The following is a 17,230-nucleotide window of genomic DNA, read 5'->3' as shown; positions in this document are numbered from 1 at the left end:
AGCCGACACTGACAATGCACAACGGCAATTGCAAGTGGACTAGACGCCGACCTCCAATGTTGGCACATTTAATGCGGGGATCACCAGCCGATACGCGGCGATTGAGCGGGGGACGCATCATGGTTTCAACGACATTGGAACGGCCGGACAAGTTTCGCATCGGCAGGGTTTTCAACGACAGCTTTGCTGTCATCAGCCGCAATATCGGTCTTTGCCTCGGGCTGGCAGTGCTGTTTTCAGGCTTGCCAACGTTGCTCTACCAGCTTTGGCTCTGGCAATGGGCAATCGGCACCGAGACAGGCACTCCGGAGTTCTCGGCCCAACGAGTTATCGTTACAATCTTTGTCGTGCTGGCTTCCATGGTGTTGGCAGCGATTTTGCAGGCGACGCTGGTGCGCGCGGCCATCGAGGATCTGAGCGGCAAGCGGCCATCAATGGGCGACAGCCTCAAGATGGCAATCCCACTCCTGCTGCCGGTGATAGGCATCGCAGTACTGGTCTCTCTGGGCGCGGGATTGGGCTTCATGCTGCTCATCGTCCCGGGCATCATATTATGGCTCCGCTGGTCGGTCGCCGTGCCGGTTCTGGTTCAGGAACGGCGGGGGGTGTTCGGCAGCATGAAGCGCAGTCGCGAGCTGACCAAAGGGAGCCGCTGGGCGCTGTTCGGATTCTGGGTTATCTTGATCATAGCCGTAATCGCCATCCAGCTTGTTCTGAGCCAAATCGTCATGGTCTTTGGCGTGACCACGGCTCTCATCCTGGATGCTCTGGTGAGATCCGTCGTATCCGTGGTGACCTCGGTCGCCCCGGCGGTCAGCTATGTCGAACTGCGTCAGGTCAAGGAAGGCACCAGCGTCGACGAACTGGCGGAAATCTTCTCATAGCGGCAAGGCCGCCCTCATCGCATCAGGATCGGCCTGGACTGGACAGGTTACATCATGTCTTCACTGACACTGGAACGACCGGACAAGTTTCGCATCGGCAGGGTTTTCAACGACAGCTTTGCTGTCATCGGCCGTAACGTCGTGCTTTGCCTAGGACTTGCGGCATTGTTTTCGGGTTTGCCGACTCTTGTTTTTCAACTTTGGGCGTTGAGACAGGACCCGGCCGTCCCCTTCGACCCGAGCACTTTCGGCGAGCAGAACCTGGTATTCGGCTATACCGCCGTCACGATGGGCGCCGGCCTTGCTTCCTATATCCTGTCGCTGTTGCTTCAGGCGTCACTGGTGCGCGCCACCATCGAGGACCTGAACGGCAAGCAGCCTTCGTTCGGTGACTGCATCGCGAAAGCAGTCTCCTTCCTCCTGCCGACGTTCGCCATTGCCCTGTTGGTTGGTTTAGGCGTGGGCCTCGGTTTTATGCTGCTGATTGTGCCTGGCATCATGTTGGCGCTGCGTTGGTCGGTCGCGGTACCGGCGCTGGTGCAAGAGCGGCTCGGCGTATTCGGCTCGATGGCCCGCAGCCGGGATCTGACCAAGGGAAGCCGCTGGGCGCTGTTCGGCTGTTCATTATCCTGATCATTATCGCCATTGCCATCGAGTTGGCGCTCGGCACTGTAGCCGCACTGTTTGGAGGGGGGATAGTGGGTGCGGTGGTGGACGCATTGGTGACGAGTGTAACGTCTATGGTGATGTCGATCGCCACCGCAGTCAGCTATGTCGAGTTGCGGCAGGTTAGGGAAGGCACCAGCGTCGACGAACTGGCGGAGATCTTTTCCTGACGCGAGAGGTCGCTCCCGCCTTCCACATCATGAACGAAGCGACATCCGCGTCGGAGACCTTGCCTGCGGTCACGTCGGCGATTGCCTGATCGACGATGGCCGCGCCCTCAATGACTTCGTCCTCGGTCAGCGTCAGCGGCGGCATGAATTCGAGCACGTTGGCCTTCAGCCCGACATAGGTGAAGGCCGCACCCAGTTCGTAACCGATAGATGATCTTGGCCGTCGTCGTCGCCGCGACCGGCTCGCGCGTCTCGCGATCGGGATGTTGTTGAGAGCGGCGCCGGTAGTGAAGACAGCGCAGGCGGGGTTGTAACGCCGGTGGGCAGCATTCCCCGCGGCAGGGGTGACAGCGGCAGACAAATCCCGTATATTGACATAAAGATGTCTTTATGTCGCTTAAACGCGGCTGTCGCCCTGAGGACGAAATATGTCGCAAAACCCTTCATCGCTGGACGACCTGTTCGGCCCAGTCGCGGCTAAGCCCGATGGCTCGGAAGTCCTTGCGGCACTGACGGCGGCGGCGCGCGAACGCATCCTCATCCTCGACGGCGCCATGGGCACGCAGATCCAGGGCCTGGGCTTCGACGAGAGCCACTTCCGTGGCGACAAATTCGCGGAGTGCGCCTGCCATCAGCAGGGCAACAACGACCTGCTGATCCTGACGCAGCCTAGGGCGATCGAGGAGATTCACTATCAATACGCCATCGCCGGGGCGGATATCCTTGAAACCAACACCTTCTCCTCGACCTCTATCGCCCAGGCGGATTACGGCATGGAGGACGCGGTCTACGCGCTGAACCGCGACGGTGCGCGGCTGGTGCGCCGGGCGGCGGTGAGGGCTGAGCAGCAGGACGGCAGGCGCCGTTTCGTCGCCGGTGCGCTGGGGCCGACCAACCGCACCGCCTCGATGTCGCCGGACGTTAACAATCCCGGCTACCGCGCCGTGACGTTCGACGAATTGCGCCTTGCCTATGGCGAGCAGTTGCGCGGTCTGATCGACGGCGGCGCCGACATCATCCTGATCGAGACCATTTTTGATACGCTGAATGCCAAGGCGGCGATCTTCGCCTGCAACGAGATCTTCATCGAGAAGGCCGTGCATCTGCCGGTCATGATCTCCGGCACGATCACCGACCTGTCCGGCCGCACGCTGTCCGGCCAGACGCCGACGGCGTTCTGGCATTCGGTCCGTCACGCCAACCCGTTCACGATAGGCCTCAATTGCGCGCTGGGCGCCAAAGCCATGCGCGCCCATCTGGACGAAATATCAGGCGTCGCCGAAACCTTTGTCTGTGCCTATCCGAATGCCGGCCTGCCCAATGAATTCGGCCGATATGACGAGAGCCCGGAATTCATGGCAGCGCAGATCGAGGATTTCGCGCGCGACGGATTGGTCAACATCGTTGGCGGCTGCTGCGGCTCGACGCCGGACCACATCCACGCCATCGCACAGGCGGTGAAGAAATATCCGCCGCGCGCTGTTCCCGCCGTCGAACCGAAGATGCGCCTGTCGGGGCTCGAGCCGTTCACGCTGACCGACGAGATTCGGTTCGTCAATGTCGGCGAGCGGACCAATGTCACCGGCTCGGCCAAGTTCAGGAAGCTGATCACGGCGGGCGATTATGCTGCCGCGCTCGACGTCGCACGCGACCAGGTCGCCAATGGCGCGCAGATCATCGACATCAATATGGACGAAGGCCTGATCGATTCGAAGAAGGCGATGGTCGAATATCTCAACCTGATCGCCGCCGAGCCGGATATCGCCCGCGTTCCCGTGATGATCGACAGCTCCAAATGGGAGATCATCGAAGCCGGCCTGCAATGCGTGCAAGGCAAGCCGCTGGTCAACTCCATTTCGATGAAGGAAGGCGAGGAGGCTTTTCTGCACCATGCGAAGCTCGTCCGCGCGTATGGCGCGGCGGTGGTCGTAATGGCCTTCGATGAGGACGGTCAGGCCGACACCCAGGCGCGCAAGGTCGAAATCTGCACCCGCGCCTACAAGCTCTTGACCGAGCAGGCCGGATTCCCGCCCGAGGACATCGTTTTCGACCCGAACATCTTTGCCATCGCCACCGGCATCGACGAGCACAACAATTACGGCGTCGACTTCATCGAAGCCGCACGGCAGATCACCGCGACGCTTCCCCATGTCCACATATCGGGCGGCGTGTCGAACCTCTCCTTCTCGTTCCGCGGCAATGAGCCGGTGCGCGAGGCCATGCATGCCGTGTTCCTTTACCATGCCATCCAGGCCGGCATGGACATGGGCATCGTCAATGCCGGGCAGCTAGCCGTTTACGACACCATCGATCCCGAACTGCGCGAAGCCTGCGAGGATGTCGTCAACAACCGCCAGCCGAAGGGCGGCGGTACGGCGACCGAACGCATGCTGGAACTCGCCGAACGCTTCAAAGGCACGGCGGGCAAGGAAGTGCAGGAGCGCGATCTCGCCTGGCGTGACTGGCCCGTCGAGCAGCGCATTTCGCATGCACTGGTCAACGGCATCACCGAATTCATCGACCAGGACACGGACGAAGCGCGACTTGCCGCCGAGCGCCCGCTGCATGTCATCGAAGGTCCTTTGATGGCAGGAATGAATGTCGTCGGCGATCTGTTCGGCGCGGGAAAAATGTTCCTGCCGCAAGTGGTGAAGTCCGCCCGCGTCATGAAGCAGGCCGTTGCCGGCCTGCTTCCGCACATGGAGGCGGAGAAGCTGGCGAACGCCGCCAATGGCGTCGACACCGGCGAGCGCCAGACCGCCGGAAAGATCCTGATGGCGACGGTGAAGGGCGATGTCCACGATATCGGCAAGAACATCGTCGGCGTGGTTCTCGCCTGCAACAATTACGAGATCATCGACCTCGGCGTCATGGTGCCGGCGGCGAAGATCCTGCAGACGGCGCGCGAGCTAAACGTCGACATCATCGGCCTGTCCGGCCTGATCACGCCCTCGCTCGATGAGATGGTGCACATGGCCGCCGAGATGGAGCGCGAAGGTTTTGACATTCCGCTGTTGATCGGCGGCGCGACGACCAGCCGCGTGCACACGGCGGTAAAAATCCATCCGCGCTATGCCAAGGGCCAGACGGTCTACGTCACCGATGCCAGCCGCGCGGTCGGCGTGGTGTCGGCACTTTTGTCGAACGAGACCAGGGGCGGCTATGTCGACAATGTTCGTGCCGAGTACAAAAAGGTCGCCGATGCGCATGCGCGCAGCGAAGCCGACAAGCAGCGCTTGCCGCTCGCCAAGGCGCGGGCCAACGCCCACAGGATCGACTGGGCGGCCTACGCGCCGCCAAAACCGTCGTTCCTCGGCCTGAAAGTCTTCGAAGGCTGGGACCTGGCCGAGCTCGCGCGCTACATCGACTGGACGCCGTTTTTCCAGACCTGGGAGTTGAAGGGCCGCTACCCGAAAATTCTCGACGACGAGGCGCAAGGGCCGGCGGCACGCCAGCTCTTCGAGGACGCCCAAGCGATGCTGGCCAAGATCATCGCGGAAAAATGGTTCGCGCCGAGGGGCGTCATCGGCTTCTGGCCGGCCAACGCCGTCGGCGACGACATCAGGCTGTTTGCGGACGATAAGCGATCGCAGGAACTGGCGACCTTCTTCACGCTGCGCCAGCAACTGACCAAGCGCGACGGCAAGGCGAACGTCGCCCTCTCGGATTTCGTCGCGCCCTTGGATAGCGGCGGGGCCGACTATCTGGGCGGCTTCATCGTTACAGCCGGCATCGAGGAGGCAGCGATCGCCGAGCGCTTCGAGCGGGCGAACGACGATTACTCGTCGATTATGGTCAAGGCGCTGGCCGACCGTTTCGCCGAAGCCTTCGCCGAGCGCCTGCACGAACGCGTGCGCAAGGATTTTTGGGCCTATGCACCGGACGAGGATCTGGCACCGGACGAGCTGATCGGCGAACCCTATCGCGGCATCCGCCCGGCGCCCGGCTATCCGGCGCAGCCCGATCATACCGAGAAAGCGACGCTGTTTCGCCTGCTCGACGGCGAGCGCAATGCCGGCGTCAGCCTGACCGAAAGCTTTGCCATGTGGCCGGGCTCCTCCGTGTCCGGCATCTACCTGTCGCATCCCGAAAGCTATTATTTCGGCGTCGCCAAGGTCGAACGCGACCAGGTCGAGGACTATGCACGGCGCAAGCGGATGCCGCTTGCCGAGGTCGAGCGCTGGCTCGGGCCGATACTCAACTACGTGCCGGCGCAGGGGCTGGATGCGGCTGCGTGAAATCGTGCCGCGAGGCTGATAGGGCGAGAAGCCGGCACCTCCATGACAGCAGCCTTGTCCTGATTGCGCGCTCGTTCTGCACAGACACGTGATTGGCACGTCTGCCTTGGCCAGGGCGGTGGTGAGCCTGGCCTGCAGCGGTGGTGCACCGGCCCGCCTCGGATTGACGCGCGCCACTTTAGCTGCAAAGTATATTAACGTTCTGTTTACCAAATATTAGTCTCGGCAGGGGGGGCAATTTGGAACCGTTTCTAGGTGCGAACCGCCTTAATTGGGATGATCGGGCCGAGCTGCATTCGACCGACACGACGGGCAGCTACCACATAGAAAATGTATTGGCTGGCGGATCCAATCTCTATGAGCTGGAAACGCGCGAGGTCGGTGACATTGTCGGCAAGGATATCGTCCATTTGCAATGCCATATCGGGCTCGACACAATCAGCTTGAAGAATCTGGGCGCGGGCAGCGTGACCGGCCTCGACTTTTCACCGACGGCGATCGCAGCGGCGCGGGATTTCGCTGCAAAGGCAGGCACTAATGTGCGCTTCGTGGAGGCGCCACTGTTCGAGGCAGTCGAGGCGCTCGGCCGAACCTTTGACATCGCTTACGTTACCTGGGGTTCGGTAAACTGGCTGGACGACGTGTTCCGCTGGGCGCGGGTGGTTGCCGATCTCCTGCGGCCCGGCGGCCGGCTCTATCTGGCCGAGGGCCACCCGTTGATGTTCCAGTGTGACCGCAAGGCTGCGGCGCTGGAGTTCAAGCATGACTGGCGAACGCCAATAGCTCGACCACTCGCATGGAACGAGGAACTCACCTATACCGGCGATGACCGCATCTTGAAACATCCTCGCTACTATGAGTGGATTCATCCGGTCAGTGACGTGGTGAACGCGCTGATTTCAGCTGGGCTGACGCTTGATTTTCTCAATGAGCATGACACCGTTTCGTGGCAGCACTTTTCATTTGCCGTGAGGGCTGGCAAGGATATGTACGCCTTGCCAGAGAACTCTCCCAAGATCCCAATGGCCTATTCCATTGGCGCGACGAAGCGTAGCGTCGGCAAGATACCATACCTGGTTACCCCCAAGGCGATTGAGGGCCACTAGTCCTGCTATTGATCCCGTTTTGCATTGTCATCTCGTCGATTTGATGCCGGAAAGTGAGCGCGGTTATCCCTCGACGGTGGGGATCGCCGAGCTTTTCCTGCTCGCAGCGGCGGTCGAGTCGACGCCGAGGGCAACCCATGCACCTTCAGCGACTGCAAGCAGTTCTAATGCAGGTCGCGCAAAAGTGCGCAGCGGTTTTGCGATAACGACATGCATAAAAACGAGAACTTAAAGCGCGTCGCATGAATCCATTCAAACGCGACGCGCTTTAAGGTGTCAGCCGGAGCCGCAGGTCGTGTCAACCACTCCGGCCACCTCAGGCGGTTGGAAAGTGCAAAAATTTTAGGACCCGTGAAGGTCAAAATTAAATATTGATAGCTAATATTCCTTGCTCGGGTTGGCCCGAGAACCTGAATAGCAGCTGAGGAATCGCCTATTGGCTCTTTTCCGCGCTAGGTTCGGCGGTATTAAGAAGGCTGTTTTCTCGTCGGCAAATATCCCGGCGGCAATGGCGGTGATAGTTATTGCCGTTGGCGCAGCGTTTGCGGACCACCAGAACAAAGTCGTCTCGGATCAAGCCGCCCGTGCGGATGTCCTGGCCAAGGTCAATCTTATCCGCGCCAAGCTTGAAGGTAACATCAACGGAAACCTTCAACTGGTGCAGGGGCTGGTCGCGACGGTCGTGACTGAGCCCTATATGGGACAGCAACGCTTCGCCTCGCTCGCGAGCAACCTGTTTGGCAGGGGCTCGCAATTGAAAAATATTGCCGGCGCGCCCGATCTGGTCATTTCACTGATGTACCCGATGGAGGGCAACGAGAAGGCGATAGGCCTCGATTACCGCAAGGACGAGCGGCAGCGTGTGGCCGCGCTAAGGGCGCGAGACGAGCGCGAGCTAATTCTTGCCGGTCCCGTCGACTTGAGGCAGGGGGGGCAAGGCTTCGTCGGTCGTATCCCGGTTTTTGTACGGAGTGCGGGCAACACCGAAAGGTTCTGGGGCATCATTTCGGCCGTTGTCGACGTTCAGCGCCTTTATAAGGCGAGCGGCCTGCTTGACGATGATCTCGGGATTGACATAGCGCTGATCGGTAAGGACGCTCTCGGTCCAAGTGGAGATCAATTCTTCGGCAATGAGCGCATCGGCAAAAGCAATCCGGTGACAGCCGACGTTCTGCTCCCGTCCGGTTCGTGGCGGATCGCAGCCATTCCCAAAAACGGCTGGCCTTCGACGCCCGACAACGCGTGGTTCTTGCGCGCAATCATGGCAGTGGCCGGGGCGCTGGTTGTGATCCCATTCCTGGTTACGGGTCGCCTGATTGGCGAGAGACAGCGCAACTATGCGGAACTGAGTCAATTGTCGAGACGCCTGGAACTCGCTCTGGAAGCGTCGGCTATCGGCGTTTGGGAACACGATCTCGCGACCAACGAACTTACGTGGGACGACCGCGTCAATGAAATATACGGCAAACCAACTGGGGAGCGCCGCGGTTACCTGGACTGGGCAGGAGCAATCCACCCGGATGATCTGGCTGGCGCCCACGCCGATTTCGACAGCGCGATGGCCGGTGGCGGGCCATATTTGTCGGAGTACCGGATTATTCGGCCGGATGGCGAGATTCGCCATGTCCGATCCAAGGCGACAATTTACCGGGCCGCAAACGACACCCCAAAAATGATTGGCGCCGAATGGGATGTGACAGCCGATGTCCTGCTGAACAAGGACCTGGTTCGCGCAAAACAGCTTTCCGAGTCGAAAAATGCAGAACTCGAGTCGGCCAAGGCGCGCATAGAGCACATTGCACTCCACGATTCGCTGACCGGTTTGCCCAACCGGCGTTACCTCGACCAAGTGCTGGAAGATTACGCTGCAAACGCCAGGCGCGCCGGCGGGTATGCGGCACTGCTTCACATAGATCTGGATCGGTTCAAGCACATCAACGATACGCTTGGCCACGCCGCAGGCGACGCAATGCTTGTTCACGCGTCAGCTGTCCTCCGATCCAAGGTCGATGGTGAGGGATTCGTCGCTCGGATCGGAGGAGACGAATTCATTGTCCTGTGCGTGGCGCATGACGATATCAAGCAACTGGGGCTGCTCGCTGACCGCGTTATCAGCCAGATGCGAGAACCGGTCTACTATCAGGGCCATCGATGCCGTTTTGGCGTGAGCGTGGGAATTGCAGTCGATAACGGAAAAGATGTCGAAGCCAAACACCTGCTGGTTAACGCTGACATCGCGCTCTACCGAGCAAAGAGGCGTGGGCGCAATCGATACGAATTCTTCACCGAGCCGATGCAAAGCGAAATCGTCGACACAAAACGGATTGCCGACGAAATTCTCGGCGGCCTTGAGCGCAACGAGTTCATTCCCTTCTACCAGCCGCAATTTGACGCAAAAACGCTCGAAATTGTTGGGGTTGAGGCGCTGGCGCGATGGAGACATCCTGAGAAGGGAATATTGGCGCCCGATGTCTTCCTGAGGATTGCGGAAGAACTGAATGTCGTCTCGATCATTGATCGAACCATATTAGACCAATCGCTTTTGGATTTCGAGGGATGGTCTGCTGCGAATATTCACATTCCGCGGGTATCAGTCAACGTTTCGGCGCGACGCCTTCAAGATGAGGAACTCATAAAGAGTCTGAGGAAGCTTAAAATCAAGAAAGGAACGGTTTCGTTCGAGCTCGTTGAGTCAATTTTCCTTGACGAAAATGATGATTTTGTCACCTGGAACGTTGAGCAGATAAAAGAACTCGGCATTGACGTAGAAATAGACGATTTTGGTACTGGTTATGCCTCTATAGTCAGCTTGCTCAAGCTGCAGCCTCGCCGGCTGAAGATAGATCGCCAACTGGTCATCCCAATTGTCAAATCGCCGCAACGAAGGCAGGTCGTCTCGTCGATCATTGAAATCGGCAAGTCCCTGGGTATCGAGGTCGTAGCGGAAGGTGTCGAGACGATGGAGCACGCACGGATACTCAAGAGCTTGGGCTGCGACATACTGCAGGGCCATGCCTTCGGGCATGCGCTGGATTCCGACGGACTAAAGGCCTTTGTTCGATCTCGGCGTTTGCGCACGGAACGGATTTTGGATGAACCGCTCCGGTTGGGTAGAGTATAAGCGCATACGCCTCACGTCACAGTGTAGCGCTTCGCTTGAGTCTTAGGATTTGGAGATTGGCCGATCACGGCAGAGGAGTTCTGGGGGCCTATGCACCCGATGAGACCCGGCCCCGGACGAGCTGATCGGCGAACCCTATCGCGGCATCCGTCCGGGACCGGCTATCGACGCAGCCCGACCACACCGAGAAGGCGACGCTTTTCCGCCTGCTCGACGGCGAGCGCAATGCCGGCGTCAGCCTGACCGAAAGCTTTGCGATGTGGCCCAGCTCCTCCGTCTCCGGCATCTACCTGTCGCATCCCGAAAGCTATTATTTCGGCGTCGCCAAGGTCGAACGCGACCAGGTCGAGGACTACGCGCGGCGCAAGTGCATGCCGCTCGCCGAGGTCGAGCGCTGGCTCAGGCCCGATACTCAACTATGTGCCGGCGCAAGGGCTTGACGCAGCCGTGTGAGGCGGGAAATTACGGTGCCTAACTGATGGGGCGAGGAGCCCCATGAATCATCAAGGGGCGTCGGAGGATCGTCGGTCGACCTCCTCAAACGCCGCTGAGAACCCGATCCGAATTGGTCAGGGCTTCGCCAAGACGGCCTACGGCTTGTTTCAGTGCCTTTTCCGCGGAATCCGTCAGCGATTTGGCGCCTCCCTCGCAAACGGCGCCAGCATCGCCTTGCGCGTTGCCTCTAAATTTAGCGGAGACGGCCCAGCGGCTTGGTTGCGAGGGGGACTGGCAGCTGGAGGCCGCTGGGCCTTGACCACCAGCGAGCGTAAGTGGAGGCGCTGTGGTGGCCTGACCAAAAACTTGCGCTCAAGGCAACGGAATAGCATCATTCGAACGAACACTGTGACGGAACCTATTGTTCTGTCGGCAGCGGCTCATGGTCAGAATCTGCATGGTGGAGCACCTGGCCGAGGTCACGCATGTCGAATGTCTGGCCACAGACGGGGCAGAACTGGAAATGCCCTGCTTCGTCGTTGGCCGGCGGCCCGTGGCGCCTGCCCTTGACGCCGGTTGCCGGGGTTGTTGGTTCGATCTCGTCTCACGTTGGTCAACACCGCGCTTTTGATAGGACGGCCCGACAGCCTATCGGGGGTGACCAGCGGGCCGCCGGGCCTAACCGGCGTGGGGGGAATGAGAGCGGCGCCGGCTGGGGTGGCATTCTAATCCCTTCATGCGCTACTGCTAATATAGTAAGGCGGATGCGGCATGCGAGATCCTTCTCCCATTGCAGGTGCCGGCTACCCCCAATCTCCAAGTTGATCAAACGACAGTTGCTCCCTTAGCCTGCAAAAATTTCAGGTGTCAGCAACGCCGGGTGTTGGAACCCGGCAATTGGGGGCAATTGGGGAGACGCATCATGACCGATCCCATCATGGACTTAGTCGAAACGGCCATCATCCCCGATGTCTTCATTTCAGGGATGGCCGACATGGAAAATTTGGGAGACGGGAATTTCCGGTGCATATTTTACAGCCGGCAGCGAGCGATCTACGAGCGTGGAAAGTTCGAACACGTGATTGTGTGCCGCCTCGTCATGTCGGCTGGCGCGGCTCATGCGATGCTGAAACAAATCGCACATGCCGTTGAACGAGGATCGGATAACACTGATGACCCATAAGCCGATGAAGGTGGTGGGTGGCAAAAAACGTGGTTCACCGAACGATTCGGGGGTGATTTTGTGAGCGACTGTCAGTCGCTCGCGGGGGTGGCCGGCGCCACGCTCAATCCTTTGCATCGTCACCGTCTTGCACAGAGCCATCGTTTTCATCTGCCGGGCTTTCTAACCCGGCTAGTTGCCGGTCGGCCATTTCTTTAGCGAGGCCCACCAGGGCATCGACCTCTTGCATCTGGTCCACGTGACCGCCATTGGCGACGCGTTTCCGGATCCTCTTCAGTTGGTCAGAGGTAAGTCGCAATATTCCGGCGATGGACAGCTTCTTGGCCACGCCTGTATCTCCTGCATCTCAACCCACGAGACAAGCAAGCGTTCCGGCTCGGCGGTAATTCCGCTGTGTAGAAGCCATAAGGTGCCTCGCAATGGGTCAATACGTCTGGCACCGCAATTGCATGGTCAAGTATGGGGGAATGGGGTGGAGGCCCGTCGCTTCGCAAATGTAGCGGCGGGTCTTCTACATAAAGGTCGCGCCCCAGCCTACACGTTGCCGTCCGTCTCGCTTTCCTCGTCTATCGTGCGCACAGGCAGATAGGCGTTGGTTTTCAGCCATTCGCGCAGCACGATCTGAATGAGGTCGGACCGACCAATTTTCATTTCAGCCGCGATGGAATTGAGCGCGTCCTCCGTTGAGGGCTCAAGCGGCACGCCTGAGACGTTCCTGAGCATCAATACGGCGCGACGCAGGATGATCTGTAGATCCGCGCGCGACATGTCCGCGATGCGATCGGCAGCGTTAGTCCGCGATGATGCAACCACCGCCATGGCCTTCGCGTTTAACCGCCTTAATCCTGGCGAGCGATAAAAATGGCGGCGTTTATTCCGATTACAGTCTACCTGAATCACAAGCCGATGGTGGTCGCTTCGATAGCCGACGCCGAGATGGCGCTTCAGCAACCATGGCCACTCGTGGAAAAGCCGTCCCGGCTTGAAGCAATCCGAATGATCGAGGAATGCCTGGCCGGACATTGCAGTCACCAAGCTGCGTTCGCTGCTTTCAAGGCGGCCGCATCTGAACAGGGACTTCTTAAGCGAAAGCGTCCAAGCGCAGGCCTTAAGAAGTTTGACGGGGTTGCTGAAGACCTGATGTAATGAGGTGGAACGGCCCGCTCCATGTTGCTATCGCGATTTCCCGCAACCCTTACCAATCGTTACAAATCAATGACTTACGTTGCTGTTCGTTACACGCCTTTAGCAACATGGTTTTTAGCCGTTTTGGTAGCTAAGTGCTTGAAATTACTTGGCTGGGGAACCTGGATTCGAACCAGGACTAACGGAGTCAGAGTCCGTGGGTCTACCGTTAACCTATTCCCCAGCAGGCGCGGTTGAAGAAAACCGCGGCGGCGATGGCGCCGCGCGTGCCTTGTAGCCGCCGCCGGAAAATAGTCAAGCCTGCCCAGCCCTTCAATCGGCGCAATTGCTTCAGGTTTTGACTTGCCCTCACTCTTGCCGGCGTTAGCGCTGCCCCTCACCCCGACCCTCTCCCCGTGAAGGACGGGGAGAGGGGGTCGCCAGCGTTGCGGCCGGGCCCGTTCTTCACGGGAAGAAGATGCCGGCAGGCAGATGAGGGGCCAGCGCCGACATCGACAACTCGTCCTCTCCAAAACGGCGCATCGTCAGTCCGAAGCGATTGCCCCGGCGTCTCAATTCTCCCTTCGCCCAAGCTGCGAGTGCTCAAAGTACAGCACGACGCCGAGCGCTATCAGCAGCGGGATGATTAGGTAGAACAGCCGGAACACCAGCAGTGCAGCCAGCACGCCGACCGGGTCCATGTGCGACAGGCCGGCGAGGAAGACGATCTCGAAGACGCCGAGCCCGCCCGGCGCATGCGAGATCTGGGCGATCGAGAACGACACCAGGAAAACGCCGAGCACGACGAAATAGCCGGGATTGCCGGCCGCCGGCAGGGCGAAGAAGATGATCGCCGCCGCCGCCAGCAATTCGATCGGGCCGATCAGCAATTGCCGCGCGACGATCGGCAGCGCCGGATAATGGACCTGAAAACTGCCGATCTTCAGCGGCCTGAGATGCAGCCAGCTGCCGAAGACGTATGCCGCCACCAGCAGCAGCATGGCGAGGCCCGCGGCTATGGTCAGGCCATGGTGCGGTACGCCGGAGAACCGGTCGATGATTTCAGGCTCGAAGACCAGCACGAGGCCGGAGACGAAGATCGTCGACAGCACGAAGGTGATCCAGCAGATCGCCACCAGGACGCCGACATCCTGCCCAGTGAGCCCCCTTGTGCCGTAGGCGCGGTAGCGGATCACCGCGCCGGAAAACACCGAGCCGCCGATATTGTGCGACAGCGCGTAGGTGGTGAAGGAGCACAGGGTAACGAACAACCAAGAGACCTTCTTGCCGATATGCAGGAGCGCTATGTGGTCGTAGCCGGCCAGCGACGCATAGGCGATGACCGAGCTCAGCGCGGCAAGCACCCAGCCGCGGGCAGGGATGGCGACGATGCCGTCCCAGACGTCGTCGAGCGAAATGCCGCGCAGCTCATGCAGCAGCAGCCACAGCGAGAAGACGACCGCCGCAGCGCCGACGACCGGCCAGAAATAGCGCCTCCAGTTCATGGCGTGACGATCATGCGCTGCAGCCCGGTTGCCCCTTTCCGGGTTCGCGTCAGGAAAACTGCCCGCGATTCCGAATGTCCATTCCCGCTATTTCAGAAATGCCTTATCGAAGCCGGCTATTCAACCGCGAAGGCGCGCTGCGGAGGGAGAAGGAAAGGCTGGCGATCCTTCGCGCCCCCCTCTGTCCTGCCGGACATCTCCCCCACTTTGGGGGGAGATCGGCCGTCACCGCCGCTTTCGCCAATCCCCACCGTCGCAGAAACGGGCGGAGCGCCAAAGCTGCCAATCTCCCACCTCGTGGGGAAGATGCCAAGTTTGGCAAAGAGGGCAGGACAGAGGGGGGCGCTGTCCCGCCATCATCGGGCCGAGCGGAGCGGCGGGACAATGCCGCCGACAAAATTCGGCCCCTGCGCTCTTGGTGATCCGGCCCGGCGCTGCTAGTCTGGCGGCAACTTAGAACACGTCAAAGCGCCTGCTGCGTCCGGTCTCCGGTTCGCGCGGCGCCGGAAGGAACTGAAGTGGAAGACCACGACACCGGCGCCGGCGCGCCGGAAGTGGGCGTGTCCAGGGCTTCGCCGCCGCCTTCGGGCCAGGCAAGCCCACCCGCCGTCCGGCACAATGGCCGCCCGGTGCAGCCTTGGTCCGGTCACGGACAGGCAGGCGACGCGTCCCAGCATCAGAATGGCCAGAATCAGAAGGCCGAGACCAGGAAGCGGCGAAAACGTCGGCGCGGCCGCAAGGTTTTCGTGCGCGATGACGCTCACCTCGCAGCGGCCGGACTGTCGGCGCCCGCAAGCAGCGCTCCAGCCAGCAGCGCTCCAGCCAGCCGCGCTCCAGCCACCCGCCCGCCCGAGGCGATCGTCGCGGCTTTGCCGTCAGTTGCGCTAAACAGGCCGGAGCAGGATGTCCGCCGCCCGGTGCAGGAACTGCCGGTGTTTGCCGCACTCGATCTCGGCACCAACAATTGCCGGCTGCTGGTGGCGGTGCCGACGCGCCACGGCCAGTTCCGCGTCATCGACGCTTTCTCGCGCATCGTCAGGCTGGGCGAGGGTCTCACCGCCAACGGCCGGCTCGGCCAGCCGGCGATGGACCGTGCGGTCGAGGCGCTGAAGGTCTGCGGCGACAAATTGCGCAGCCGCAAGATCAGGAAGGCCCGGCTGATCGCCACCGAAGCCTGCCGCACCGCCGCGAACGGCGCCGAGTTCCTCGACCGCGTCGAACGCGAGGCGGGGTTGAAACTCGAGATCATCGACCGCCAGACCGAGGCGCGGCTGGCGGTTTCGGGTTGCGGCTCGCTGGTCGACCGCGACACGCAAGGCGTCGTCCTGTTCGACATCGGCGGCGGCTCCTCGGAAATCGCGCTGATCGACCTCACCGGCCACCGCTCGCCGAGGCTTGCCAACCACATCGTCTCCTGGACGTCGCTGCCGGTCGGCGTCGTCTCGCTGGCCGAGCGCTTCGGCGGCCGCGCCGTCACCCGCGAGATCTTTGCCGCCATGGTCGAGGATGTGGCCGTGCGCTTGCACGCCTTTGATGGGCGCGACCGGCTGAGCCATGTGCTCGCCAGCCCGAAATTCCACCTGCTCGGCACCTCGGGCACGGTGACGACGCTGGCCGGCGTCCACCTTGACCTGGAACGCTACGACCGCCGCCGTGTTGACGGGCTGTGGATGAACCGCGACAGCGTCGACCGCATGGTCGAAAAACTGGTCGGCTGGGATTTCCAGCAACGCGTCGCCAATCCTTGCATCGGCGCCGATCGCGCCGATCTGGTGCTGGCCGGCTGCGCCATCCTCGAAGCAATCCGCGCAGTGTGGCCGTCGGAGCGGCTGCGCGTCGCCGATCGCGGCCTGCGCGAAGGCATCTTGAGCGAATTGATGGCCGACGACGGCGTCTGGCGCAACAATGGGCGTGGCAGAGCATGATCCCGAACCGAAGGACCGCGCCAGCGAAAAGTGGCAACCGGTTTTCGGAAAAGATCATGCTCAAACAAGAAGTCAGGCAATGACCAAGAAACCGCAAAAACCGGGCTCGGCCGGCATTCGCGTGCTGAAGACGCGGGTCAAGAAGAAAAGCGGCCTGAAGGAATCGTCGCGCCGCTGGCTGCAGCGCCACATCAACGACCCTTATGTCCAGCGCTCCAGGGCCGATGGCTACCGCTCGCGCGCGGCCTACAAGCTGATCGAGATCGACGACAAGCACCATCTGCTCAAGCCCGGCATGAAGGTGATCGACCTTGGCGCGGCGCCCGGCGGCTGGTGCCAGGTCGCCGCCGCGCGCACGAAATCGACGGCCGAACACCCGCATGTCGTCGGCATCGACTATCTCGAGATGGATGCGGTGCCCGGCGCGCCGGTGCTGTTGATGGATTTTCTCGACCCGCAGGCGCCGGAAAAGCTCGCCGAAACGCTGGGCGGCCAGCCGGACATCGTTTTGTCCGACATGGCGGCGCCGACCACCGGCCATCGCCGGACCGATCACATCCGCACCATGTATCTGTGCGAGGTGGCGGCCGATTTCGCCCTCTCGGTACTGAAGCCGGGCGGTCATTTCCTCGCCAAGACGTTTCAGGGCGGCGCCGAAAACGAATTGCTCGCCAGGCTCAAGCAGAATTTCCGCTCGGTCCACCACGTCAAGCCGCCGGCCTCGCGCGATGAGTCGGTGGAGCTTTATCTGCTGGCGAAGGATTTTAAGGGCGGAAGCGGCGCAGGGTAAAAATCGCCCTGTAGTGATCCTTCGCGCTCCCTCTGTCCTGCCGGCCATCTCCCCCTCAAGAGGGGAGATCGGACGTCATCGC

At 60.8% G+C, this 17,230-nt stretch carries 14 protein-coding genes, 1 tRNA gene and 1 pseudogene; 10 read left to right on the top strand and 6 right to left on the bottom strand.

The genetic code is table 11. From position 1 onward, the window contains the following. Window positions 1–14: 14 nt before the first annotated feature. On the top strand, window positions 15–884 hold the full coding sequence (locus BQ8482_RS10690; RefSeq protein ID WP_244602729.1) for a glycerophosphoryl diester phosphodiesterase membrane domain-containing protein: 870 nt from the start codon (window positions 15–17) through the stop codon (window positions 882–884). Window positions 885–938: 54 nt separating this feature from the next. Continuing rightward, on the top strand, window positions 939–1,517 hold the full coding sequence (locus tag BQ8482_RS10685; RefSeq protein ID WP_244602728.1) for a hypothetical protein: 579 nt from the start codon (window positions 939–941) through the stop codon (window positions 1,515–1,517). 156 nt (window positions 1,518–1,673) lie between these two features. Here the strand turns inward: BQ8482_RS10685 and BQ8482_RS39105 are convergent, their stop codons facing one another. Then, complete coding sequence (locus BQ8482_RS39105; RefSeq protein ID WP_244602727.1) at window positions 1,674–2,081, bottom strand: hypothetical protein; 408 nt, start codon at window positions 2,079–2,081, stop codon at window positions 1,674–1,676. A gap of 67 nt (window positions 2,082–2,148) precedes the next feature. On the opposite strand from BQ8482_RS39105, the gene metH reads away from it, so the two are divergent. Continuing rightward, a complete protein-coding gene (metH, locus tag BQ8482_RS10675; RefSeq protein WP_123147592.1) occupies window positions 2,149–5,958 on the top strand; it encodes a methionine synthase in 3,810 nt (1,269 codons plus the stop codon). A 251-nt stretch (window positions 5,959–6,209) separates the two neighbouring features. On the opposite strand, the gene BQ8482_RS39100 is transcribed toward metH, so the two are convergent. Further along, window positions 6,210–6,368 (bottom strand): hypothetical protein, encoded by a 159-nt coding sequence (locus BQ8482_RS39100; protein ID WP_244602726.1) that lies wholly within the window; start codon window positions 6,366–6,368, stop codon window positions 6,210–6,212. Here BQ8482_RS39100 and BQ8482_RS10670 point away from each other — a divergent pair. The 4 genes and pseudogenes from BQ8482_RS10670 to BQ8482_RS10650 all read left to right on the top strand — a co-directional run bounded on the left by BQ8482_RS10670 (window position 6,294) and on the right by BQ8482_RS10650 (window position 11,803). Beyond that, window positions 6,294–7,064, top strand: a complete 771-nt coding sequence (locus BQ8482_RS10670) for a class I SAM-dependent methyltransferase (RefSeq protein ID WP_342210940.1) — start codon at window positions 6,294–6,296, stop codon at window positions 7,062–7,064. The two genes, BQ8482_RS39100 and BQ8482_RS10670, sit on opposite strands and share 75 nt — an antisense overlap. Window positions 7,065–7,572: 508 nt before the next feature. Then, the gene (locus BQ8482_RS10665) at window positions 7,573–10,185 is read left to right on the top strand and encodes a bifunctional diguanylate cyclase/phosphodiesterase (RefSeq protein ID WP_123147590.1); all 2,613 of its coding nucleotides are present in this window, start codon (window positions 7,573–7,575) and stop codon (window positions 10,183–10,185) included. 75 nt (window positions 10,186–10,260) lie between these two features. After that, window positions 10,261–10,638, top strand: a pseudogene (locus BQ8482_RS10660) (vitamin B12 dependent-methionine synthase activation domain-containing protein); the annotation flags it as partial. A 904-nt stretch (window positions 10,639–11,542) separates the two neighbouring features. Then, complete coding sequence (locus BQ8482_RS10650) at window positions 11,543–11,803, top strand: hypothetical protein (RefSeq protein WP_133254740.1); 261 nt, start codon at window positions 11,543–11,545, stop codon at window positions 11,801–11,803. Window positions 11,804–11,906: 103 nt separating this feature from the next. On the opposite strand, the gene BQ8482_RS10645 is transcribed toward BQ8482_RS10650, so the two are convergent. Next, window positions 11,907–12,131 carry a hypothetical protein gene (locus BQ8482_RS10645; RefSeq protein WP_123147588.1) on the bottom strand — a complete coding sequence of 75 codons (225 nt, stop codon included), beginning with the start codon at window positions 12,129–12,131 and terminating at the stop codon, window positions 11,907–11,909. Between the two features lie 206 nt (window positions 12,132–12,337). Then, window positions 12,338–12,826: a hypothetical protein gene (locus BQ8482_RS40535; protein WP_425294092.1), complete on the bottom strand. Its 489-nt coding sequence runs from the start codon at window positions 12,824–12,826 to the stop codon at window positions 12,338–12,340. Here BQ8482_RS40535 and BQ8482_RS40530 point away from each other — a divergent pair. Next, a complete protein-coding gene (locus tag BQ8482_RS40530) occupies window positions 12,710–12,949 on the top strand; it encodes a DUF982 domain-containing protein (RefSeq protein WP_425294091.1) in 240 nt (79 codons plus the stop codon). The two genes, BQ8482_RS40535 and BQ8482_RS40530, sit on opposite strands and share 117 nt — an antisense overlap. A gap of 149 nt (window positions 12,950–13,098) precedes the next feature. Here the strand turns inward: BQ8482_RS40530 and BQ8482_RS10630 are convergent. Next, window positions 13,099–13,172 (bottom strand) — tRNA-Gln (locus BQ8482_RS10630). Between the two features lie 328 nt (window positions 13,173–13,500). Beyond that, window positions 13,501–14,433, bottom strand: coding sequence for a lysylphosphatidylglycerol synthase domain-containing protein (locus tag BQ8482_RS10625; protein WP_123147585.1), 933 nt, complete (start codon window positions 14,431–14,433; stop codon window positions 13,501–13,503). A gap of 518 nt (window positions 14,434–14,951) precedes the next feature. Here BQ8482_RS10625 and BQ8482_RS10620 point away from each other — a divergent pair. Beyond that, window positions 14,952–16,358 (top strand): Ppx/GppA phosphatase family protein, encoded by a 1,407-nt coding sequence (locus tag BQ8482_RS10620; protein ID WP_123147584.1) that lies wholly within the window; start codon window positions 14,952–14,954, stop codon window positions 16,356–16,358. A gap of 79 nt (window positions 16,359–16,437) precedes the next feature. Then, complete coding sequence (locus BQ8482_RS10610; protein ID WP_123147583.1) at window positions 16,438–17,148, top strand: RlmE family RNA methyltransferase; 711 nt, start codon at window positions 16,438–16,440, stop codon at window positions 17,146–17,148. The last annotated feature ends 82 nt before the right edge of the window (window positions 17,149–17,230 follow it).

Source organism: Mesorhizobium delmotii (assembly GCF_900149755.1).
Lineage (GTDB): Bacteria > Pseudomonadota > Alphaproteobacteria > Rhizobiales > Rhizobiaceae > Mesorhizobium > Mesorhizobium delmotii.
This window is presented reverse-complemented; position numbering and strand designations above follow the sequence as displayed.